Raw genomic sequence first — 22,384 nt, 5'->3', positions numbered from 1 at the left:
GGGCAAGCCCGTCGATCACTCGTCAACCGTAGCCAGCTAGCGCCGCCCTCAGCCTGATTCGGGACGGCCAGTCAGCCAACGTATCCGTGCCTCGTGCGCGCATCATCGCGCGTCCACGCGGACGGTTTTCCCGACTGGATTTCCATGCCGAACAGGACCCCGCTCGCGAGCGCGCTCGCGCTGGCCTTTGCCATGCCCATCGTTTCGCCCGCGCTTGCGCAGGGCGCACCCGCCGTCGACGCGAACCCCGTTGCCGACGCAAAACCGGCCGCGCGCACGCAGGACACGCTGCCGACGATCAGCGTGTCGGGGCAGGCCGAGCATCAGGACTTCCAGGCGGAGCGCTCGACCGTCGGCGCGAAAACCCCGACCGCGTTGCGCGACATTCCGCAGTCGGTCACGGTGATCAACAAGGCCTTGATGGAGTCGCAGGGGCTCACGTCGTTCCAGGATGCGCTGCGCAATGCGCCGGGCATCACGATCGGCGGCGCGGAGGGCGGGCAGATCGGCAACAACATCAACCTGCGCGGCTTCACCGCGCAGAACGACATCTATCTCGACGGCTTCCGCGACCGCAACCAGTACTACCGCGACACGTTCGATCTCGATTCGGTCGAGGTGCTGTACGGCCCGTCGTCGATGCTGTTCGGGCGCGGCTCGACGGGCGGCGTGATCAACCAGGTGTCGAAGAAGGCGAACCTGAAGCCGTCGGCCGAGGTGTCGACGACGATCGGCACCGACGATCGCTACCGCACGAGCGTCGACCTGAACCGGCCGCTCGGCGCGACGTCGGCGTTCCGCATCAACGCGTTCGGCCAGTCGCTCGGCTCGACGCGCGACGTGATGAAGAACAAGGACTACGGGATCGCGCCGGAGCTGCGCTTCGGCATCGGCACGCCGACCGAGGTCACGCTGTCCGCGCTGATCCAGCACAACTACGACATGCCGGACTATGGCGTGCTCGCGGTCAACGGCCATCCGGCGCCGGTGTCGAAGAACACGTTCTACGGCCTCACCGACGACCGCACGATCCAGGACGTACAGACGGTGTCCGCGCGCATCGACCATCGCGTCAACGATGCGCTGACGATCAGCAACCGCACGTCGCTCTCGCACTCGATGACGGATGCGCGCGAGACGGCGGCGAACGCGGTGCTGACCGGGCCGCTGTCGTCCAGCACCGCGCTGACGAACGGCAACTACACGTCGTTGCCGATGTCCGCGCTGTACGTAAAGCTCGCGAGCCACGATCGCGTGATCGAGAACCATTCGATCGACAACGACACGATGGCGCATTTCAAGTTCGACACGGGGTTCGTGAAGCACGACCTGATCGCCGGTGTCGAGGTCGGCCACGACAGCTACACGAACCAGACGTACACGCGCAGCGGCCTGCCGATCCTGTCGCTGATCGATCCGGCCTATCTGGCATCGACGGCGACTAACGCGACCCAGACGCCTGCCAATCATGCGGAATCGGGCGCGACGACGCTCGCCGCGTACATGAACGACACCATATCGATCGGCCGCGACTGGAAATTCGTGGGCGGGCTGCGCTGGGATCGCTTCCAGGCGCATCTCGCGAACACGGTGAGCGCGCCCGGCTACGCGTCGCAGACGAACTATTTCACGAGCGTGCGGGCCGGCCTGATCTACCAGCCGACCGATTCGCAGTCGTACTACTTCTCGTACGGCACGTCGTTCAACCCGTCGCTCGAGACGCTGACGGTCACGAACAACACGCAGAACCTGTCGCCCGAACACACGAAGTCGTATGAGGTGGGCGGCAAGTGGGACCTGCTGAACGACAACCTGTCGGTCACGTCGGCGCTGTTCCAGCAGGAGAAGAGCAACGCGCGCACGCAGACGTCGACGGGCGAATACCTGCTCGAAGGCGATATCCGCGTGCGTGGCTTCCAGGCGAGCGTGACGGGCCACATCACGCCGAAGTGGCAGGTGTTCGGCAGCTACACGTACATGAACGGCGTGATCCTGAGCGCGCTCGACGGCACGCAGGGCAAGACGCTCGCGAATACGCCGCGCAACACCTTCACGCTGTGGACGACGTATGCGTTCACGCCGCACTGGGAGATCGGCGGCGGTCCGACGTACATGTCGGGACGCTACGCGGCGAACACGGACTACGTGCAGGTGGGCGGCTATACGCGCTGGGACGCGACGGCCGCGTATCACGCGAAGCAGTGGGACCTGCGGCTGAACCTGCTGAACCTGACCAACAAGTTCTATTACGATGCGCTGATCCAGTCGGACGGCGGCCGCGCGGTGCCGGGCGTCGGGCGTACGTTCCTCGCGACGCTCGACTACCGGTTCTGAGCGATACGCATGCCGCCGCGGCATTCGATGAAAAAGGTGGAACGATGCTTGTACACATTCCGAACGTACTGACGCCCGAACAGGTGCGCATGGTGCGCGACCGGCTCGATCATGCGGGCGACGCGTGGGTCGACGGCCGCGCGACGGCCGGCTACACGGGCGCGCCGGTCAAGCGCAACCAGCAGATCGCCGAGCATTCGCCGGTCGCGCGCGAGCTGGGCGACGTGATCCTCGCCGCGGTCGAGCGCAATCCGCTGTTCATCAGCGCGGCGCTGCCGAATCAGGTCTATCCGCCGCTGTTCAACCGCTACGAAGGCGGAATGACGTTCGGCAGCCACGTCGACGGCGCGGTGCGCGTGCTGCCGAACGGCGTGAAGCTGCGCACCGACGTGTCCGTCACGCTGTTCCTGTCCGCACCCGACGAATACGACGGCGGCGAACTCGTGATCGAGGATGCGTATGGCGTGCAGCAGGTCAAGCTGCCGGCCGGCGACCTGATCGTCTATCCGGCGACGAGCCTGCATCAGGTCACGCCGGTCACGCGCGGCGTGCGCGTCGCGAGCTTCTTCTGGGTGCAGAGCCTCGTGCGCAGCGATGCGCAGCGCGCGCTGCTGTTCGACATGGACACCGCGATCCAGCGGCTCAATGCCAGCGGCGCCGACGCGCAGGCGTGCCGCAGTCTCGTCGGCTGTTATCACAATCTTTTGAGAATCTGGAGCGAAACGTGAGCGTTGCCGATCCCATCGAAATCAACGCGGCACCCGCGTCGCGCACCGCGCCGGGCGCGCGTCCGGCCGGCGCCGGCGGCGCGCGATCGCGCCGCGGCACATTCATCAAGTGGCTGCGCAAGGTGCACGGCTGGGTCGGACTGTGGGGCGCCGCGCTCGGCTTGCTGTTCGGCACGACGGGGTTCCTGCTGAATCATCGTGCGCCGCCGCTGCGGATCCAGACCGGCGCGCCGAAGGTCGAGACGTTGCGGCTCGACGTACCCGATCCGGAGCCCGCATCGCCGCAAGAACTCGCGAAATGGTTGCGCGGGCAACCGGATCTGCATCTGCCCGAACGCATGGGGCGCGTGCAGAAGGAGCCCGAGCATCCGGTCGCATGGGGCGACCGCGAGACCGTGCAGCCCGAGCACTGGCAGCTCGTGTTCGCGTCGCCGCGCGAGAACGTCGCGGTCGACTACTGGGTCGGCAGCGACACGATCACGCTCAAGCGCACCGGCAACGGCACGCTTGCGTGGCTGACGAACCTGCACAAGGGCGTGGGCATGAGTATCGGCTGGGTGCTGCTCGTCGATACGCTTGCGGGTGCGCTGATCCTGCTGTCGCTGACGGGCGTGCTGCTGTGGACTGAACTGAACAGGCGCAAGACCGTCGGCGTGGTGCTCGTGATCGGCTCGATCGTCGCGATCGTGTGGGCGGCCGGCGCGTAGCGGTTGACGCTCAGGCGCCGGCGTCGCGCGCGACCCGCACGGCCGTGCCGTAGCAGATGACTTCCGTGACGCCCGCCCCGATCTCGGTCGAGTCGTAGCGCATTGCGACGATCGCATTCGCGCCGAGCTTGCGCGCGTCGCCGAGCATCTTGTCGAACGCTTGCTGGCGCGCCTTCTCGCACAGCGACGTATAAAGCGTGATGTTGCCGCCGAAGATGGTTTGCAGCGACGCGCCGAACGAGCCGACGATCGAGCGTGAGCGCACGATGATGCCCTGTGCGACGCCGAGCGAGCGGACGGTCGTGTGGCCGGGCAGGTCGAATGCGGTCGTGACGCGTTCGGGCGTGAGATCGTCGAACGAGCGGGAGATATCGGTCATGGCATGGCCCCGTGTTGCTGAAGTAAGCGAATGACGATTCTATCCGGAACGCCAAACGGGCTCGACCGGGTTCGAACGGGCGCGCCCGCACCACGCGCCCGTTCCATCGCACCCGGCCGTCGCCGGGTCAACGCTTGACGGTCGAGCTGCCGTTCCCGCCGAGATCGACCGCGTAGGCGAGCGCCAGCTTGCCGAACTTCAACGCGTGATTCGCCTGCCGATCCGAATTCTCCAGCGTATCGTTCACGGTATGGATATACGGACTGTCGTTCTGGTCGGCCTCGAACGGGAACGACGCCGGATAGCCTTGCGCATTCCACGACGCGTGATCCGAGCACGCATACCCGCACTGCGACGTGCCGATCGCGAGTTCCGGCAGGTAGGTCTTCGCCAGGTTCGTCAGGTAGGTGTTCTGCGACGCGTTCGTGTAGTCGGTGATCAGGTAGATATCCTTTGGATCGCCCTTGTAGTTCGTCATGTCGAGTTGCAGCACGCCGACCACGTTCGCATTCTGCGCGCGGAACTGCTTCGCGATCGCTTTCGAGCCGAGCAGCCCGGCTTCCTCGGCTGCGTACCCGACGAACTTGATCGTCCGCTTCGGCTTGTAGTTGTTCGCCAGCAGCACGCGCAGCGCTTCGGTCAGGCTGGCGATGCCCGATGCATCGTCGTCGGCGCCGGGCGAGCGCGTGTTCTCCGTCGTGCGGCCTACCGTCGAATCGAGGTGGCCGCCCAGCACGACGGTGCCCGCGGCCGGGTCGCTGCCGCGGATCGTCAGGATCACGGATTTCTGCGGAAAGCCCGTGTGCGCGAATTGCTCGACGGTGATGTCGGTGCGCGAGCCCGCCAGCTGCTTCCACTGCAATGCGAGCCAGTCCGACGCGGCGACACCGTGCGACGTCGTGTAGTAGCGGTTCGTGAAGCCGGACAGTGACGTGATCGTGCCGACGATGTTACTGGCCTGCAGCTGCTGGATCCACGTGCCGATCTGCGGCGCGTTCGATACCTTGTACACGGCGGCCGTGGCCTGCTTCGCGAGCGTCGGCGGCAACGGCTGCAGTGCCTGGCGCGCTTCGTCGAACGAGTCGTGCACGACATAGCCGGGCCCGTGGCCGCGCGTATGGTGGACGGCGTGGGCGAGCTCGCCGAGCCGTGAATCGTCGATTTCGACGACGTGGACGGTTTCGCGGCGCGCGGCGCCGTCGGCCGTCTTGCCGGCGTCGAGGGTCGTGCTGTATTGCGCGGTGGCGCTGGCGTCGATGCGCTGCAACTGGTGGAACGCCGTGTCGCCGAGCGTGATCCACACCGGCGTCGCGTGCGCGGCGGCGGTCAGCAGCATGCCGCCGAGCGCGGCGCTCAGACGGGTCAGTTTCAGAGTAGGCATGTTCGATCTCGTGAGGATGGCGATGTCGAGGAAGAGGGCGCGCCGCAGGTCGTGCGACGCGCCCCCGCCTGCTGCGGAATTACGACTTCTTCGGTACGGTCACGCCGTACGTGCAACTCTGGTTGTACGCATTGCCGATCGCGGTGAGCTGCGCGCTGCTGTAGCCCAGCGCGGACGCAGCCGTCAGCACGGCCTGCGCGGCGGCCTTCTGGTTGGTCGAGCTGTTGGTCATCGACAACCCCTTCAGGAACGCCTTGTCCATCGCCTGCGCACCGATCGCGTCGCGCGCGACGAGGTTGCACGAGGCCCAGTACTGGCCGGCCGTATGAATCTCGGCGCCGCGCGCCTGCGCATAGGTGCGCCCGACGTTCCAGTTGGTCACGCGGCCGCCCCAGAACTCGTTGTGGCCGTCCCAGTTGTAGACCCAGTGGTACTGCGCATCCGACGGGCTCCACTGGTTGAAGTCGCGGCTGTACGCGGCGGCGAGATAGTCGCCGGTGCCTTCCGACAAGCCTTCCTGCTGCGACAGGCCGCCGTTCGTCACCCAGTCGTGGATGCCGTGGCCGAGCTCGTGGATCACGACGTCCGCATCCTCCGCGTCGTCGACGCCGCCTTGCCCGAAGGTCAGCCGGCCGCTGCTCGACGAGTACGACGAGTTGTCGTCGCCCGATTCGCCGTGCGGGTCGTACTGCACGCCGCCCGTGTACTGGTACGGCATCGCCTTGATGCCGAGCGTCTGGTTCACGTAACGCAGGAACGTGTCGATGTGGTAGTACGTGTTCACGGCCTCGAAATACAGGTTGCCGCGCGTGAACTCGAACGCGGGCGTCGACTGCACGGGGCACGCCTTGTCGAGCGGCGCGTCGAAATCGACGCATGAGGCATACGGGCCCGACAGTGAGTAACGCCCACCCGACTGCGCGAGATCCTTCAGCGTCACGCGCACGCGTGCGGCGGTGAGCTGCGACGAATCGGCGTCGTTGCTGTCCTTGTAGCCCGTGCTCCCGTAGCTGCTCTTGGTCGGAGACAGCGGGTCGGGACGGAACACGAAGCCCGTGCCGTCGGTCGCATAGAACGCCTTGTCCTCGGCGCGCAGCACTTCGCCGCTGCCCGAGTCGATCAGCAGTTCCCAGTCGCCTTTCGGGCCGTCGTTCGGGCGACCGCGCACTTTCCAAGCGGTATGCGTGCCGGTCTTGTCGACGAAGGCCACGAGCTGCGCGTCCAGGTTCGTGAAGCCGTTCACGCCGAGATACGCGCGTGCGCGATCGAGCGCCTGCTGCTGGTCGACGGCCTGCGACTTGCGGGACGTCGCGACCACACCGTTGATCGTGTTACTCGCGACGTACAGGATGCGGCCGTCCTTCCCGACCGTCACCGCGATATCGCTGCCGTACACGGGCAATCCGGCCGCCTGCTGCTGCAGGCGCACGACGGTGAAGTCGGCATCGGCGCGCTCCGACGTGACGACGAGGCTCGCGAGCGCGGTCGCGTCGAGCCCGAGCTGCGTGGCTTGCGACGCGACGAAGTCGCGCGCGGTGGCGGCGGGCGTCGTGGCGGTCTTCTTCGCGCGATACGCGGGGTTGTAGAGCGTGACGGCGACGCCGTCCGAGCGGTACTGCCCGGCGGCCGTATCGGCCTTGGCGGCCGGCGGCGCGACGCCGCGTGTCAGGCTTTCGCGCAGGCTCGTTGCTTGCGGATTCGAGACTTTCGTATCGGCCGCGGTGCCGCCGACGATGCCGAAACCGAGCGCGAGACCCAGGGCGAGCGGCAGTGCTTTGCGTGATGTCTGCATACGTGATCCTCATCTCAACGGTTGGACACGCCCGCGCGTTCGTGGCGCGCAGGCACGACACGGCCCGCGCGCCGGCTCGATGGAGCAGGTGCGGCGAAGCGGTGTTGGGAACGTCGACTGACTAAGGAGCCCTAAATGTCAGGTCGAAAAGAAACAGGTGGGCGAAGAGCGGGGGGAGCGGACGAAGAAGCGAACGGAAGGCAGGTGCGGCGACGGCGAATCGAGCATCGTCATGTCATACCCCTCGGATCGGATCGATATCGGTTGGTAGCCCGCGTGGCGCGGCGCGTCGAGATACAGCACGCGTGTCGTTAGGCTGCCTATCTAACTTTTTTTGGTATGTTACAGAATATTTTCAACGACATTCCAATTTATTTTCGATGACCGCTTCGGTCCGTCGATCAATCGCCGGAATTGTTCAGCGAGCGGCGGGAAACGCAGCCGGAACGCGTAATACCGCGTCGGATTGTGCTTAAACCCGCGATGATCAGCGTGTCGCGCGCCGGTCGTTGCGCGGGCTCAACCCGAATCGCGTGCGATACGTGCGCGAGAAGTGCGATGGCGATTCGAACCCGCACGCGACGCAAACCGACGTGATGCTCATGTCGGTCTGCTGCAGCAGTTCACGTGCGCGATCGAGGCGCAGGTTCAGGTAGAAATGCGTCGGCGTGTCGTTCAGCGTCGCGCTGAACAGCCGTTCGAGCTGGCGGCGCGTAATCGATACCTCTTGCGCGAGCGCATCGGAGCCGAGCGGGTTTTCCATGTGCCGCTGCATCGTGCCGATCACCTGGATCAGCTTGCGGTTGTGCACGCCGTAGCGCGCGGCGATCTCGAGCCGCTGGCTGTCGGAGCGCTGCCGGATCCGGCTGACGACGAATTGCTCGGAGATCGCCGCCGCGAGATCGGCGCCGTGCCGGCGGCCGATCAGGTCGAGCATCATGTCGATCGACGCGGTGCCGCCCGCGCACGTGATGCGTCGCTCGTCGATCTCGAACAGCTCCTGCGTCGCGTTCAGGCCGGGGTAGCGCTCACGGAACGCGGCCAGCGCTTCCCAGTGCAGCGTGAGCGGCTGCGACGCGTCGAACAACCCGGCTTCCGCGAGCACGAAGCTGCCCGTATCGATGCCGCCGAGCGTTGCACCATGGCGGTGCTGGCGGCGCAGCCAGTCGCCGATCGCGCGCGTGTAGCACACGAGCGGATCGAAGCCCGCGACGACGAACACCGTATCGACCTTGTCGACCTCCGCGCACGCGGCTTCGGCGGCAACCGGAATGCCGTTGCTCGCGGCGACGGGCGCGCCGTCGGCACTGATCACATGCCAGCGATAGAGCTCGGTGCGAAAGCGGTTCGCGACGCGCAGCGGTTCGACCGCTGACATGAAGCCGAGCGCGGAGAAGCCGGGCAGCAGCAGGAAGTGGAAATCCTCGGGCATCGGGGCAGGCAGTGGAATCCGGTGGTCGTCGCGCATCGCACGGGGCGGCGAGCGGACGGGCATGCACCGCGGCCGGTTCGCGCGCGCCGCACGGTCAGCGGGAGATTATCGCGGGTTTTGCGCGGGCTCAGCGCGTTTTTGCGCCGCGCACGGCCCGGCGCGCGGTGGTCGACGGCAACTCGCCGAACTGCGCCTTGTACGCGTTCGCGAAATGCCCGAGATGGATGAAACCCCAGCGTGCGGCCGCGTCGCTGATCGGCAGGTCGGACTGCCGAGTATCGAGCAGCATCCGCCGCACTTGCGACAGGCGCAGCGAGCGCACGTAATTCAACGGGCCGGTCTGCACGACCGACTGGAAACTGTTCTGCATCGTGCGCCGGCTCACGCGCAATTGCGTGCACAGGCTCAGCACGTCGACCGGTGCTTCGGGATGGCCGATCACGTAGTCGTGCACGCGGCGCACGATGTCGGCGCGGCAGGCGTGCGTGAGACGGTTCGACGGATCGGGAATCCGGTACGTGAGGAGATCGACGAGCACGTTGCCGATCTCGCCGCGCAGTTCGCGCTGCGTGCGTGCGTCGCGGTAGGTATCGGGTGCCGACAGCACACGCTCGAGTTGCGAGGCGACCTGCACGCTCGCGCGCATCAGCACGGCGGTGGGCATGTCGACGACACCGCGCCGCAAGGTGGCTTCGTCGAGGCGGACATCGGCCGCATCCTCGACCTGCTGCGTCAGTTCGCGATCGGCGACGACACCGATCAGCGACATGTCGTCCGGCGAATGCAACTCGAACGGCGCACCGCCGCGCGCCATCACCATCGTGCCGCGCTCGATGCGCGCGCCGCCGAATGCGAATGCGCCGGAGCCGGTGAGCGGCATGCCGAACACCGTATGGTCGTGCGGCAGCCTTCCGCGCTGGATGATGCGAACGTTGGCGGCTTCCTGGAACAGCTGCACACCGTCCAGCACCGCGTGCTTGACCGCGCTGCGATACGTGCCGGAGCCGATCTGGTCGTAGCGCTGGTTCCAGCCGCGCAGCGCCTCGGCATGCCGGTCCGCGTTGTCGAACCTCTCGTGAAACACGAACACAGCGCCTCCAGGTGCGTCGATCAGGACCGCGCAAGATTAAACCGACCGCGTGGTCGGCGCAATAAGGAGGAGCGCTATTCCGGGCGCATTCGTCAGAGGGTCGGATGCCTCGGGCCAACGCGGCTTTCAGGCGGTTTTCCAATATCCCGAATCGGCACGCACGCGGTGCCGGTCCGGGTGCTGACCGGATTTATTGTCGAACTACAGTCGCCCCACATAACGTGATTCCCCAACTGGAGGCGACATGAGGACAAGGCGACGAACCGCGGTGCTCGCGGCGACGCTGGCGTTCGCGGCGGCATGGGTCGGCAGCGCGAACGCAACGGAAAAGCCGGAGGAACTGGTCGTGCAGAAGATGCCGCCGTGGCATCCGCACGAGGTCTATATCGTCGACATCTCGATGCCGTCGATGACCGACGGACGCATCTACGTGTACGACGCCGATGCGAAGAAGCTGCTCGGCCAGATCGACGGCGGCTTCGGCCCCGGCTTCGCGATCTCGCCCGATCACCGGACGAGCTTCGTCGCGACGACCTACTTCTCGCGCGGCTCGCACGGCACGCGCACCGACGTCGTCGAAATGACCGACAACACGACGCTCGATCACGCGGGCGAGATCGTGATTCCGGCGAAGCACGCGCAGCACGTGCCGTCGCCGTACAACACCGCGTTCAGCGCGGACGGCAAGCGGCTGTACGTCGCGAACATCACGCCGGCGGCTTCGATGACGGTGATCGATGCGGTGTCGAAGAAGGTGCTGTCGGAGATCGACACGGCGGCCTGCGTGCTCGCGTATCCGTCGGGCAACGACCGCTTCACCGCGCTGTGCGAAAGCGGCAAGGCACTGACCGTCACGCTCGATGCGAACGGCAAGGAAACGAAGCGCACGATGTCGGATGCGTTCATCGACGTCGACAAGGATCCGGCGTTCGTGAATGCATCGCGCTACGAGGGCGACTATCTGTTCACGACGTACGGCGGCAACGTGCGCAGCGCGGATTTCAGCGGCGACAAGCCCGCGTTCGGCAAGCCGTGGCCGCTGTTGACGGATGCCGAGCGCGCCGAAGGCTGGCGCCCGGGCGGCATGCAGCAGACGGCCGTGCAGGCCAGGCAGAACCGCTACTACGTGCTGATGCACAAGGGCGGCGACGGTTCGCACAAGGATCCTGGCACGCAGGTGTGGGTGTACGACCTGAAGTCGAAGCAGCGTGTCGCGCGCTGGGATCTCGTGCAGCAGAAGGTCGATCCCCTTGTGTCGATCCAGGTCAGCGAGGACGACAAGCCGCTGTTCTACGGGCTGACGGCGACGTCCGACCTCGTCGTGATGGATGCGCGCACGGGCAAGCTGCAGAACGTCGAGAAGCAGATCGGCAATACGTCGTCGCTGCTCGTCAACCCGTGAGGCCGCGATGACGCTCGATCCCGTACTTGCCACCAGCGCGCAGGCCGGCGCTGCCGTCGTCGTGCTGCTCGGCGCGTTCGCGAAGATGCGGCGGCCCGCCGCGTTCAGCCAGGCGCTCGCCGGCTACCGGCTGCTGCCCGACGCGCTGACCGCGCCCGTCGCGTTCGCGATTCCGCTCGCGGAACTCGTCGGCGCCGCGGCGTTGCTGTTTCCCGATACGCGCACGGCCGGCGCGATCGGCCTGATCGCGTTGCTCGTGGCCTTCGCCGCCGCGATTGCGATCAATCTCCTGCGCGGCCACACCGACATCGACTGCGGCTGTTCCGGCTTCGCGGCGGCGCGCACGGACGCGCCGCGCGGCATCGGCTGGCTGCACGTCGGGCGCGCGCTGCTGCTCGCCGCGCTGGCCGCGACCGCGCTCGTCGAGCCGGGCGCACGCGCGGTCGTGTGGTTCGACTACCTGACGCTGTTCTTCTCCGTGCTGCTGATCGTCTGCGCGCTGCTCACCGTCGACGTGCTGCTCGCCAACGTACCGCGCCTTTCCCACCTGAGGAATTCATGATGCAAACCGCTCTCACCGTTTCCACCGCCCTGCTGTGGGTGGCCGTCCTCGCGCTCGGCGCGATCTGCCTCGCGCTGGTGCGCCAGATCGGCATCCTGTACGAACGCATCATGCCGGCCGGCGCGTTGATGATCGACAAGGGGCCGGCGGTCGGCGCGATCGCGCCGACGTTCGAGCTGACCGACATTCGCGGCTCGCAGGTGAAGGTCGGCGGCATCGATGCGTCGGGCAAGGCGACGCTGCTGTTCTTCCTGTCGCCCACTTGCCCTGTCTGCAAGAAGCTGCTGCCGCTGCTGCCGTCGCTGCAGTCGAGCGAATCGACGCCGGTGAACATCGTGCTCGCGAGCGACGGCGATGTCGACGAGCACTCGCGTTTCGCGCGCAAGCACGATCTCGGGCGCTTCCCGTACGTGCTGTCGCAGGAGCTCGGCCTCGCGTACCAGATCGGCAAGCTGCCGTATGCGGTGCTGCTCGACGAAACCGGCACGGTGCGTGCGAAGGGGCTCGTCAATACGCGCGAGCATCTCGAGAGCCTGTTCGAAGCGAAGGAGCGCGGCGTCGCATCGCTGCAGCAGTTCGTGCACGGCGATCACAGCCACGACGCGCACGCGCAGCACGCATGACCGGCCGACCCTCTTTCAACGTCAAGGGAGAACAACGATATGGGCCTGTTTGATTCATGGTTCGAGCGGTCGGCGCGCGGCGTCGCGCAGCACAGTTCGCGGCGCAGCGCGATGGCGAAGCTCGGCAAGGTGCTGGTGGGATCGGCGATGCTGCCGCTGCTGCCCGTCGATCGCACCGCGTACGCGGCCGATGCGGCGTCGGGCGCGTCGGCGGCGTCCGGTGGCGCCGCATCGGGTGCGAGCGACGATCCGATGAGCTGCGACTACTGGAAGTACTGCGCGATCGACGGCTGGCTGTGCAGTTGCTGCGGCGGCACGTCGAGCAGTTGCCCGCCGGGCACGACGCCTTCGCCGATCACGTGGATCGGTACCTGCCGCAATCCGCACGACGGTTCGGACTACATCGTGTCGTACAACGATTGCTGCGGCAAGACGTCATGCGGCAAGTGCTTCTGCAACCGCAACGAGCGCGAGAAGCCGCTGTACAAGCTGTCATTGAACAACGACATCAACTGGTGCATGGCCAACGGCAATTCGAACTATCACTGTTCGGTTTCGGTTCTGCTGGGAGCGGCAAAGCAATGAAAGTGAAGCAAGCGGGAAAGATTGCCGTCGTATGCATGACGGCCGTGGCGGCCTTCGCGCTGGCGAGCCCTGCCGGCGCGCAGGAAGCCGTGCATTACCCGGCCGGCAAGAGCCTGTTCGACGCGCAGTGCGCGGTGTGTCACCAGGCGGGCGGAAAAGGGCAGGACGGGCTCGCGCCGCCGCTGACCGAGTATCCGGGCAAGTATGCGACGGCCGAGCCGGGACGTGCGCAACTGGTCGCGACGCTGCTGCACGGGATGTTCGGCGAGATCAAGGTGCGCGACAAGAATTACAACTTCAAGATGCCGTCGTTTGCGAGCGCGAGCGACGACGATATCGCACACGTGCTCAACTACGTCGTGTTCGATCTCAACGCACAGCACGGCGACGCGAAGCCGTTCACGGCGGCCGATATCCGCGCGGCGCGCGCGAAGGCGATGGACGGCACGGCCGTTCATGCGCAACGCGAAGTTGTCGTCAAGGGGCTCGGCCTGTGAAGCTCGCGTGCACGCCCGGTGTTGGCGACGCCGCGCCAAGCACGCGGTGCGCAGTGTCGTCGCGGCTCGGCAGTGCGTCGCGTCGCCTGGCGTCGCTGCTGATGCTGGCCGGGGCGGTCGTCAGTCTGACCGCAGCACCTGCGCATGCCGAAGGCGCGGCCGACGCGGCGCTCGCGCGGCAGCACTGGGTGCTCAACTGCATGGGCTGCCACACGGTGACGGGCGGCGGTATTTCCGGCAAGGTACCGCCGCTTGCCAACTCGCTCGGTTATTTCACGCATCTGCCGGCCGGGCGCGAGTACGTAATGCGCGTGCCCGGCGCGTCGAACTCGGCGCTGTCGGACCAGGACCTTGCCGACGTGCTCAACTGGGTACTCACGACCATGAACCACGACGCGCTGCCGCGTGACTTCAAGCCTTATACGGCCGCCGAAGTCGCCGCGCACCGCCGTCCCGCCTTTTCCGATGTCGCGACCGTGCGCGCCGGCCTCGTTCGCGCGTTGCAGGCACGCGGGATCGACGGTGTCGCCGATCGCTACTGACCGACCCATTCTGGAAATCGAGGAATCAAGAAGATGGAAACGAACGAACATTTCCCGCTGCTCGACGCCACGCGCGCATTTCTCGCGAAGCCGAAGAAGATGCTGATCGGTGCCGAGTGGAGCGACGCGGCGTCGGGCCGCCAGCTCGACGTCGTGAACCCGGCCGATGGCGCCGTGCTCGCACGCGTGCCCGAAGCGGACGAGCACGACGTGCAGCAGGCCGTCGTCGCCGCGCGGCGCGCATTCGACGCGGGGCCGTGGCGCACCGCGAAGACCACCGACCGCGAGCGCCTGCTGCTGGCGCTCGCCGACCTGATCGAAGCGAATGCGCGCGAGCTGGCCGAAATCGAGTCGCTCGACAACGGCAAGCCCGTGATGGTGGCGCAGGGGCTCGATGTCGCGATGGCCGCGCAATGCTTCCGCTACATGGCCGGCTGGGCGACGAAGATCGAAGGCAGCGTGATCGACGCGGGCATGCCGTACATGCCGGACAGCGAGATCTTCACCTATACGCGCAAGGAACCCGTCGGCGTGGTCGGCGCGATCATTCCGTGGAATTTCCCGCTGCTGATGGCCGCGTGGAAGCTTGCGCCCGCGCTGGCCACGGGCTGCACCGTCGTGCTGAAGCCCGCGGAAGATACCCCGCTCAGCGCGTTGCGGCTGGGCGAGCTGATTCAGGCGGCCGGGTTTCCTGACGGCGTCGTCAATATCGTCACCGGCTACGGTCACACGGCCGGCGCCGCGCTGTCGCGCGATCCGCGCATCGACAAGATCGCGTTCACGGGCTCGACGCAGACGGGCAAGACGATCGGCCACGCGGCGCTCGACAACATGACGCGGATGTCGCTCGAACTCGGCGGCAAGTCGCCGGTGATCGTGCTGCCCGATGTCGATCCCGACAAGGCCGCACTCGGTGTGGCGAACGCGATCTTCTTCAACCAGGGGCAGGTGTGCACGGCCGGGTCGCGCGCGTACATCCATGCGAAGGTGTTCGATGACGTGATCGAGCGCGTCGCGAAGATCGCCACGAGCCTGAAGATCGGCCCGGGCATGGACCCGTCGACGCAGATCGGCCCGCTCGTCTCGGCGAAGCAGCGCCAGCGCGTGTGCGGCTATATCGACTCGGGCTTCGGCGAGGGCGCCCGTGCCGCCGCGGGCGGCCGCGCGATCGACGGCCCCGGCTTCTTCGTCGAACCGACCGTGCTGGTCGATACGACGCAGGCGATGCGCGTCGTGCGCGAGGAGATCTTCGGGCCGGTGCTCGTCGCGATGCCGTTCGACGACGTCGACTCGGCCGTGCAGCTCGCCAACGACACGCCTTACGGCCTCGGCGCGAGCATCTGGTCGAACGATCTTTCCGCGATTCACAAGCTGATCCCGCGCATCGCGGCCGGCACCGTGTGGGTCAACTGCCACTCGCTGCTCGACAACGCGATGCCGTTCGGCGGGATGAAGCAGTCGGGTTTCGGTCGCGAACTCGGCCGCGCGGTGATCGACCAGTACACGGAAAGCAAGTCGGTGATGATGAACTACGCATGAGCGTAGCGGCGGATGCGTGCGTTGCCGGAGGTGCGGCAATGCGCGCATCCGGCAGCGGTACGCGACGGCGTCACGCGCGAACCAGCACCACCCCGAGAATGAGGCACGCCGCGCCGGCCATGCGGATCGGGCTGGCCGAATGCTGCTGGATGCCGAGCACGCCGAAGTGGTCGAACACGAGCGCGCCGGTCATCTGCCCGACGACGATCAGCGCGAGCGTCGTCGCGGCGCCCAGTCGCGGCACCATCAGGATTGCGATGCCGACGAACACCGCGCCGAAGAATCCGCCGGTCCAGCTGAACCACGACCCGGCACCGGTGATGGTGCCGGTGCCGCTCAAGCGCGGATGCGGGGACAGGAGCGCGACCGCGAGCATCGCGGCCAGGCCGACGAGGTAGCTGACCGACCCGGCCCACCACGGCGAGCCGAGCTGTGCACGGAGGTTGGCGTTGAGCACCTGTTGCAACGCCACGCTGACGCCGGCGGCAACGACCAGCAGATAGGACAGGAGAGTAGTCACGAAGAGGGCGGCTCCGGCGAGGTGGCCGTGACGGCGGCTCCGGCACGGCAGGCTTCCATTCTGGGAAGCGCGACGGTATAACGCAAATATCAAATATGGCGTTTATCCATCTCTTTTCGGCATGCCATCCCTGAGGCAAATCCAGTATTTCCTGACCGTGGCCGATCTCGGCGGCTTCACGCCGGCCGCGAGCGCGCTCCACGTCGCGCAGTCGGCGCTCAGCCGGCAGATCGGTCAACTCGAAGACGAGCTGGGGTTCCTGCTGTTCGACCGGGAGCCGAGGGGTGTGCGGCTCACGCCGGCCGGTGTGATCTATCGCGATCGCGTGGCGTCGATTCCCGCGACCCTGACCGCCGCGGCCGAGGAGGGCGCGCGGTTGTCGCGCGGCGAAGCGGGCGTACTGCGGCTCCTGCATTCCAGCACCGTTCCCGTCGGCAGCCTGATGCCGGTGCTCGAACGCTTCATGAGCGCGTGTCCGGGCGCGCGGATCGATCTCGACCGCGCATCGTCCGAGGATCAGGTCCTGGAGATCGCGAACGGCAACGCCGATATCGGAATCGTTCGTCTGCCGGTGCTGCGCCGCGATTCGCGCGTGCGTTTCGTCGAGCTCGCGGCCGAGCGTTTGTGCGTGGCGGTGCCGGCCGATCATCCGCTCGCGGGCCGCAAGCGCATGGCGATCTCGCGGCTGCGGCACGAGCCGTTCGTATCGGCCGTGTATCGGGAGCGGGGCGGGCTCGCGCGCGTCGTGATCGATCTTTGCCTGAAGCGGGGATTCGTGCCGGCTACCGCCCGGATCGTGTCGCCGAAGACGTCGATGCTGAATCTCGTCGCGGCCGGGCAGGGTGTCGCGATCGTGCCGGAACGAATGGCGAGTCTCGGGATCGACGGGGTCGTCTTCGTACCGATTTCGGATGAAGACGCAAAGTCGGTTTGCGCGCTGGTGTTGCCGGTCGAGCCGACGGTTCTGGCGGACGCGTTCGTGCGGGTTATCGCGGAATAAAAAAAGCCAACCCGTAACGGGTTGGCTTTTTGCCTGGAGATGACCGGTATCAGAACTGGTTCATCGTGTTGTCCTTGCCTGCCGCCTTCAGCGCTGCGTCGCCGCTGAAGTATTCCTTGTGATCGTCACCGATGTCCGAGCCGGACATGTTCTGGTGCTTCACGCAGGCGATACCCTGGCGGATTTCCTTGCGCTGCACGCCGGCCACGTAGCCCAGCATGCCCTGGTCGCCGAAGTATTCCTTGGCCAGGTTGTCGGTCGACAGCGCGGCGGTGTGGTACGTCGGCAGCGTGATCAGGTGATGGAAGATGCCTGCTTCACGGGCTGCGTCGGCCTGGAACGTGCGGATCTTTTCGTCGGCCAGCTTGGCCAGTTCCGTCTCGTCGTATTCCACGCTCATCAGCTGCGCACGGTCGTAGGCCGACACGTCCTTGCCCTCGGCCTTCAGCGCGTCGTACGCCTGCTGACGGAAGTTCAGCGTCCAGTTGAACGACGGGCTGTTGTTGTACACCAGCTTCGCGTTCGGGATGACCTTGCGGATCTCGCTGACCATGCCGCCGATCTGTGCGATATGCGGTTTTTCGGTTTCGATCCACAGCAGGTCGGCGCCGTTCTGCAGCGACGTGATGCAGTCGAGCACGCAGCGTGCTTCGCCCGTGCCGGCGCGGAACTGGAACAGGTTGCTCGGCAGGCGCTTCGGACGCAGCAGTTTGCCGTCGCGCTTGATGACGACGTCACCGTTGCCCAGTTGGTCGGCCGACAGTTCTTCGCAGTCGAGGAACGCGTTGTACTGGTCGCCCAGGTCACCCGGCGTGCTGGTCACGGCGATCTGCTTGGTCAGGCCGGCGCCCAGCGAGTCGGTACGGGCGACGATGATGCCGTCGTCCACGCCCAGTTCCAGGAACGCGTAGCGGATCGCGCGGATCTTCGCGAGGAAGTCCTCGTGCGGCACCGTGACCTTGCCGTCCTGGTGGCCGCACTGCTTCTCGTCGGACACCTGGTTTTCGATCTGGATGCAGCATGCGCCTGCTTCGATGAACTGCTTGGCCAGCAGGTACGTGGCTTCCGCGTTGCCGAAACCGGCATCGATGTCGGCGATGATCGGCACGACGTGCGTGACGTGGTTGTCGATCTTGTCCTGGATCGCGGCCTTCGCGGTTGCGTCCTTGGCGGCGTCCAGCTCGCGGAACAGGCCGCCCAGTTCACGGGCGTCGGCCTGGCGCAGGAACGTGTACAGCTCGCGGATCAGCGCGCTGACCGAGGTCTTTTCGTGCATCGACTGGTCCGGCAGCGGGCCGAACTCGGAACGCAGCGCGGCAACCATCCAGCCGGACAGGTACAGGTAGCGGCGTTCGGTGCTGTTGAAGTGCTTCTTGATCGAGATCATCTTCTGCTGGCCGATGAAGCCGTGCCAGCAACCCAGCGACTGCGTGTACTTGGCCGGATCGGCGTCGTAGGCGGCCATGTCGGCGCGCATGATCTTCGCGGTGTACTTGGCGATGTCCAGGCCCGTCTTGAACTTGTTCTGGGCACGCATGCGGGCGGCGTACTCGGGGCTGATCGCATTCCACGCGCTGCCGTGGTTTTCTTTCAAACCGGCAACTGCCTTGATGTCGTCTTGATACTGGGCCATGTCAATCTCCTGGGAGCAAAGCGCGTTTGAGTAACTGGTTGAGCGTGCCCGCTACGTCTGTCGAAGCGAACTGCATGGGATAAATAGTAACGCCGCCCGTTGAGCTTTTGGTGATGTCTTATATAAGACATAAGACATTATTTTTGCTTGATTTTCAATGAGTTACGTTGTGATTTTTGCGATGTAAAACATGTTTTCAAGCGACGAAAAGGCGTCGGCGCGGGAATTCGGCGTGGATTTCGCAATACGAAACGCGCTTTCGGCTGCTGGAGGCCAGGCCAGCTTCACATGCGCCCATGACACCCGTTCGTCGGGGTGGCGCGAATACGCCGGGCCCGGAGCCGCACCGGCACTTCGCTTCGCCCCGGTTGAATCGAAAGCGTTGCGCCGCATGTGGACAAGCTGAATCAATCGGAAATGCGCGTTAAAACCCCGCCTGATAAGCCTCACAAGAAACCTAGTGGTTTCCACTCATAGTCGCAAACAGTCAAGAACAGGTCGCCGCCGGTCTTCTCGCGACCAATATGGCTCGTTACTTTTACTCCCACGATGCAGGCCGGGCACACCCCGCGCACCGGCTGCCGCGAGTCAAACCGGGAGGAAACGAACCATGAAGTCGACGAAGATCGCCGCGCTTGCCGCGGCCGTGCTGGCGACGGGCGCGTTCACGCACACGGCGCTTGCCGAAACGGAAGCCGCGACCTGCCGCACCGTGCGTTTCGCGGATATCGGCTGGACCGACATCACGTCGACCACGGCGCTCGCGTCGACCGTGTTCGAGGCGCTGGGCTACAAGCCGACCACGACGATCGCGTCGGTGCCGATCTCGTTCGCCGGCCTGAAGAGCAAGCAGCTCGACGTGTCGCTCGGCTACTGGTGGCCCGTGCAGCAGAAGCAGCTCCAGCCGTTCCTCGACAGCAAGTCGATCAACGTCGTCGAAACGCCGAACCTGTCGGGCGCGAAGGCGACGCTCGCGGTGCCGAGCTATGAATACCAGGCCGGCCTGAAGACCTTCGAGGACATCGCGAAGCACCGCGCGGAACTCGACGGCAAGATCTACGGGATCGAGCCGGGCAGCAGCGCGAACGCGACGATCCAGAAGATGATCGACACGAACCAGTATGGGCTCGGCGGCTTCAAGCTCGTCGAATCGAGCGAGGCCGGGATGCTGGTGACGGTCGAGCGCGCGATCCGCGAGAAGAAGTGGGTTGTCTTCCTCGGCTGGGAACCGCATCCGATGAACATCCAGCTCAGCATGAACTACCTCTCCGGCGGCGATGCGTCGTTCGGGCCCAACTACGGCGAAGCGCGCGTGTACACGCTCACGGCGCCCGACTTCATTTCACGCTGCCCGAACGCCGGCAAGCTCGTCACGAACCTGCGCTTCTCGACGCAGCTCGAGAACCAGCTGATGCAGTCGGTGATGAACAAGACGAAGCCGGCCGAGGCCGCGAAGGCGTACCTGAAGAAGAATCCGCAGGTGCTCGATCCGTGGCTCGCGGGCGTCAAGACGTTCGACGGCAAGGACGGGCTGCCGGCCGTGAAGGCGTATCTCGGCCTGTGACGGCTTGCGCGCATCACCTGGCGCGCCCTGACGAAACATCCGCATTGCGACACAACCCGATTCAAGCGAGGCAACCAGCATGAACCATGAAGTCATCATCACCTGCGCCGTCACCGGCGCGGGCGATACGGTCGGCAAGCATCCGGCGATTCCGGTCACGCCGAAGGAGATCGCGGCCGCCGCGATCGAGGCCGCGAAGGCCGGTGCGACGGTGGCGCACTGCCACGTGCGCGATCCGCACACGGGGCGCGGCAGCCGCGACCCGAACCTGTACCGCGAAGTGGTCGACCGCATCCGCTCGGCCGACGTCGACGTGATCATCAACCTGACGGCCGGCATGGGCGGCGATCTCGAGATCGGCCCGGGCGAAGACCCGATGCGTTTCGGCAAGGGCACCGATCTGGTTGGCGGCCTCACGCGTCTCGCGCACGTCGAGGAACTGCTGCCCGAAATCTGCACGCTCGACTGCGGCACGCTGAATTTCGGCGATGGCGACTACATCTACGTATCCACGCCCGCGCAGTTGCGCGCCGGCGCGAAGCGCATCCAGGAACTCGGCGTGAAGCCGGAACTGGAGATCTTCGACACGGGCCATCTGTGGTTCGCGAAGCAGTTGCTGAAGGAAGGGCTGCTCGACGATCCGCCGCTGTTCCAGCTGTGCCTCGGGATTCCGTGGGGCGCACCGGCCGACACGGGCACGATGAAGGCGATGGTCGACAACCTGCCGCCGGGCGCGCACTGGGCCGGCTTCGGGATCGGCCGCATGCAGATGCCGATGGTCGCGCAGGCGATGCTGCTCGGCGGCCACGTGCGCGTCGGCCTCGAAGACAACATCTGGCTCGATCGCGGCGTGCATGCGACCAACGGCACGCTCGTCGAGCGTGCGCGCGAGATCATCGAACGGCTGGGCGCCCGTGTGCTGACGCCGGCCGAAGGCCGCCGCAAGCTCGGCTTGCCCGCACGCGGCGAGCGCCTGCTCGAACGCCGTGCGGTCGCCGAGTTCGCGTGAACGGTATCACTGACTGATTGATATGACGCGGCGGCATGCACAGGCGCGGCCGCCCACCGATTTCCCCTGATTTGAAGGATGCGTTGACATGGCTGTGAAGACCGACATCAAGACGTTCGCCGCCATCGGCACCGGCGTGATCGGCAGCGGATGGATTTCCCGCGCGCTCGCGCACGGTCTCGACGTGGTCGTCTGGGACCCCGCGCCGGGCGCGGAAGAGCGGCTGCGTGCGAACGTCGCGAACGCGTGGCCCGCGCTCGAACGCGTTGGCCTCGCGCCGGGCGCCGATCCCGCGCGGCTGCGGTTCGTATCGACGATCGAGGAATGCGTCGCCGATGCGGATTTCATCCAGGAAAGCGCGCCCGAGCGCGAGGCGCTGAAGCTCGAACTGCACGAGCAGATCAGCCGCGCGGCGAAGCCCGATGCGATCATCGCGTCGTCGACGTCGGGCCTGCTGCCGACGGATTTCTACGCACGTGCGACGCATCCGGAGCGCTGCGTGGTCGGCCATCCGTTCAATCCCGTCTACCTGCTGCCGCTCGTCGAAGTGCTCGGCGGCGCCCGCACGTCGCCGGAAGCGGTCGAAGGCGCGATGGAGATCTATCGCAAGCTCGGCATGCGGCCGCTGCACGTGCGCAAGGAAGTGCCGGGCTTCATCGCGGACCGCCTGCTCGAAGCGTTGTGGCGCGAGGCGTTGCACCTCGTCAACGAAGGCGTCGCGACGACCGGCGAGATCGACGACGCGATCCGTTTCGGCGCGGGCATCCGCTGGTCGTTCATGGGTACGTTCCTGACCTACACGCTCGCGGGCGGCGACGCGGGCATGCGACACTTCATGCAGCAGTTCGGCCCCGCGCTCGAACTGCCGTGGACGAAGCTGGTCGCGCCCACGCTGACCGATGCGCTGATCGACAGCGTCGTCGAAGGCACGACCGAACAGCAGGGCACGCGCAGCATCAAGGAACTCGAGCGCTATCGCGACGAGTGCATCACCGAGGTGCTGAAGTCGATTGCAGCGGTGAAGGCGCGGCACGGGATGCGATTCGAAGACTGAGGACGAGAGAC

The 22,384-nt window shown here is 66.1% G+C and carries 22 protein-coding genes; 14 read left to right on the top strand and 8 right to left on the bottom strand.

Going from position 1 to position 22,384, the window contains the following annotated elements; translation table 11 throughout:
- The first annotated feature begins 144 nt into the window (after positions 1 to 144).
- The 3 genes from BCO18175_RS12715 to BCO18175_RS12705 are packed head-to-tail and all read left to right on the top strand — an operon-like array spanning position 145 to position 3,769.
- Positions 145 to 2,334 (top strand): TonB-dependent receptor, encoded by a 2,190-nt coding sequence (locus tag BCO18175_RS12715; RefSeq protein ID WP_174981142.1) that lies wholly within the window; start codon positions 145 to 147, stop codon positions 2,332 to 2,334.
- A gap of 44 nt (positions 2,335 to 2,378) precedes the next feature.
- A complete protein-coding gene (locus tag BCO18175_RS12710; protein ID WP_174981139.1) occupies positions 2,379 to 3,062 on the top strand; it encodes a Fe2+-dependent dioxygenase in 684 nt (227 codons plus the stop codon).
- A complete protein-coding gene (locus BCO18175_RS12705; RefSeq protein WP_174981136.1) occupies positions 3,059 to 3,769 on the top strand; it encodes a PepSY-associated TM helix domain-containing protein in 711 nt (236 codons plus the stop codon). The genes BCO18175_RS12710 and BCO18175_RS12705 overlap by 4 nt, the downstream gene beginning before the upstream one ends.
- Positions 3,770 to 3,779: 10 nt before the next feature.
- Here the strand turns inward: BCO18175_RS12705 and BCO18175_RS12700 are convergent, their stop codons facing one another.
- The 5 genes from BCO18175_RS12700 to BCO18175_RS12680 all read right to left on the bottom strand — a co-directional run bounded on the left by BCO18175_RS12700 (position 3,780) and on the right by BCO18175_RS12680 (position 9,843).
- Positions 3,780 to 4,148 carry a YbjQ family protein gene (locus BCO18175_RS12700; RefSeq protein WP_174916004.1) on the bottom strand — a complete coding sequence of 123 codons (369 nt, stop codon included), beginning with the start codon at positions 4,146 to 4,148 and terminating at the stop codon, positions 3,780 to 3,782.
- 127 nt (positions 4,149 to 4,275) lie between these two features.
- Positions 4,276 to 5,529 (bottom strand): M20/M25/M40 family metallo-hydrolase, encoded by a 1,254-nt coding sequence (locus tag BCO18175_RS12695; RefSeq protein ID WP_174981132.1) that lies wholly within the window; start codon positions 5,527 to 5,529, stop codon positions 4,276 to 4,278.
- 79 nt (positions 5,530 to 5,608) lie between these two features.
- On the bottom strand, positions 5,609 to 7,321 hold the full coding sequence (locus BCO18175_RS12690; protein ID WP_174981130.1) for a M36 family metallopeptidase: 1,713 nt from the start codon (positions 7,319 to 7,321) through the stop codon (positions 5,609 to 5,611).
- A 487-nt stretch (positions 7,322 to 7,808) separates the two neighbouring features.
- A complete protein-coding gene (locus tag BCO18175_RS12685; protein WP_174939048.1) occupies positions 7,809 to 8,753 on the bottom strand; it encodes a GlxA family transcriptional regulator in 945 nt (314 codons plus the stop codon).
- Positions 8,754 to 8,880: 127 nt separating this feature from the next.
- Positions 8,881 to 9,843, bottom strand: a complete 963-nt coding sequence (locus BCO18175_RS12680) for a helix-turn-helix domain-containing protein (RefSeq protein ID WP_174981127.1) — start codon at positions 9,841 to 9,843, stop codon at positions 8,881 to 8,883.
- A gap of 244 nt (positions 9,844 to 10,087) precedes the next feature.
- On the opposite strand from BCO18175_RS12680, the gene BCO18175_RS12675 reads away from it, so the two are divergent.
- From BCO18175_RS12675 to BCO18175_RS12645, 7 genes are read left to right on the top strand one after another with little or no spacing between them, the layout of a single operon-like run.
- Complete coding sequence (locus tag BCO18175_RS12675; RefSeq protein ID WP_174981124.1) at positions 10,088 to 11,245, top strand: amine dehydrogenase large subunit; 1,158 nt, start codon at positions 10,088 to 10,090, stop codon at positions 11,243 to 11,245.
- 7 nt (positions 11,246 to 11,252) lie between these two features.
- Positions 11,253 to 11,807, top strand: coding sequence for a MauE/DoxX family redox-associated membrane protein (locus tag BCO18175_RS12670; protein ID WP_174981121.1), 555 nt, complete (start codon positions 11,253 to 11,255; stop codon positions 11,805 to 11,807).
- The gene (mauD, locus tag BCO18175_RS12665) at positions 11,804 to 12,430 is read left to right on the top strand and encodes a methylamine dehydrogenase accessory protein MauD (protein WP_174981118.1); all 627 of its coding nucleotides are present in this window, start codon (positions 11,804 to 11,806) and stop codon (positions 12,428 to 12,430) included. The genes BCO18175_RS12670 and mauD overlap by 4 nt, the downstream gene beginning before the upstream one ends.
- A gap of 39 nt (positions 12,431 to 12,469) precedes the next feature.
- Positions 12,470 to 13,015, top strand: coding sequence for a methylamine dehydrogenase light chain (locus BCO18175_RS12660; protein WP_011354212.1), 546 nt, complete (start codon positions 12,470 to 12,472; stop codon positions 13,013 to 13,015).
- A complete protein-coding gene (locus BCO18175_RS12655; protein ID WP_174915996.1) occupies positions 13,012 to 13,512 on the top strand; it encodes a c-type cytochrome in 501 nt (166 codons plus the stop codon). The genes BCO18175_RS12660 and BCO18175_RS12655 overlap by 4 nt, the downstream gene beginning before the upstream one ends.
- Before the next feature lie 53 nt (positions 13,513 to 13,565).
- A complete protein-coding gene (locus tag BCO18175_RS12650) occupies positions 13,566 to 14,054 on the top strand; it encodes a c-type cytochrome (RefSeq protein WP_174981115.1) in 489 nt (162 codons plus the stop codon).
- A gap of 33 nt (positions 14,055 to 14,087) precedes the next feature.
- Complete coding sequence (locus BCO18175_RS12645) at positions 14,088 to 15,593, top strand: aldehyde dehydrogenase family protein (RefSeq protein WP_174981112.1); 1,506 nt, start codon at positions 14,088 to 14,090, stop codon at positions 15,591 to 15,593.
- 70 nt (positions 15,594 to 15,663) lie between these two features.
- Here BCO18175_RS12645 and BCO18175_RS12640 read toward each other — a convergent pair whose 3' ends face one another.
- Positions 15,664 to 16,113, bottom strand: coding sequence for a DMT family transporter (locus BCO18175_RS12640; protein ID WP_174915993.1), 450 nt, complete (start codon positions 16,111 to 16,113; stop codon positions 15,664 to 15,666).
- A gap of 121 nt (positions 16,114 to 16,234) precedes the next feature.
- Between BCO18175_RS12640 and BCO18175_RS12635 the strand changes: the two genes are divergently transcribed.
- Positions 16,235 to 17,113 carry a LysR family transcriptional regulator gene (locus tag BCO18175_RS12635; RefSeq protein ID WP_174981108.1) on the top strand — a complete coding sequence of 293 codons (879 nt, stop codon included), beginning with the start codon at positions 16,235 to 16,237 and terminating at the stop codon, positions 17,111 to 17,113.
- 49 nt (positions 17,114 to 17,162) lie between these two features.
- Here the strand turns inward: BCO18175_RS12635 and BCO18175_RS12630 are convergent, their stop codons facing one another.
- Both BCO18175_RS12630 and BCO18175_RS12625 read right to left on the bottom strand, forming a co-directional pair.
- Entirely contained in the window at positions 17,163 to 18,746 is a 1,584-nt protein-coding gene (locus BCO18175_RS12630; protein WP_011354218.1) for an isocitrate lyase, read from the bottom strand.
- A gap of 162 nt (positions 18,747 to 18,908) precedes the next feature.
- Positions 18,909 to 19,157 carry a hypothetical protein gene (locus BCO18175_RS12625; protein ID WP_174981105.1) on the bottom strand — a complete coding sequence of 83 codons (249 nt, stop codon included), beginning with the start codon at positions 19,155 to 19,157 and terminating at the stop codon, positions 18,909 to 18,911.
- Between the two features lie 199 nt (positions 19,158 to 19,356).
- Here BCO18175_RS12625 and BCO18175_RS12620 point away from each other — a divergent pair, with 199 nt between their 5' ends.
- The 3 genes from BCO18175_RS12620 to BCO18175_RS12610 all read left to right on the top strand — a co-directional run bounded on the left by BCO18175_RS12620 (position 19,357) and on the right by BCO18175_RS12610 (position 22,373).
- Complete coding sequence (locus BCO18175_RS12620; protein ID WP_174981102.1) at positions 19,357 to 20,310, top strand: choline ABC transporter substrate-binding protein; 954 nt, start codon at positions 19,357 to 19,359, stop codon at positions 20,308 to 20,310.
- A 79-nt stretch (positions 20,311 to 20,389) separates the two neighbouring features.
- Positions 20,390 to 21,319, top strand: coding sequence for a 3-keto-5-aminohexanoate cleavage protein (locus BCO18175_RS12615; RefSeq protein WP_174981099.1), 930 nt, complete (start codon positions 20,390 to 20,392; stop codon positions 21,317 to 21,319).
- An 88-nt stretch (positions 21,320 to 21,407) separates the two neighbouring features.
- Positions 21,408 to 22,373, top strand: coding sequence for an L-carnitine dehydrogenase (locus BCO18175_RS12610; RefSeq protein WP_174970197.1), 966 nt, complete (start codon positions 21,408 to 21,410; stop codon positions 22,371 to 22,373).
- Positions 22,374 to 22,384: the final 11 nt, after the last annotated feature.

Origin of the sequence: Burkholderia lata, from assembly GCF_902499335.1 — a bacterium.
Classification (GTDB): Bacteria; Pseudomonadota; Gammaproteobacteria; order Burkholderiales; family Burkholderiaceae; genus Burkholderia; species Burkholderia lata_B.
The sequence above is the reverse complement of the archived record's forward strand: the minus strand, read 5'-3'. Positions and strand labels throughout refer to the sequence as shown.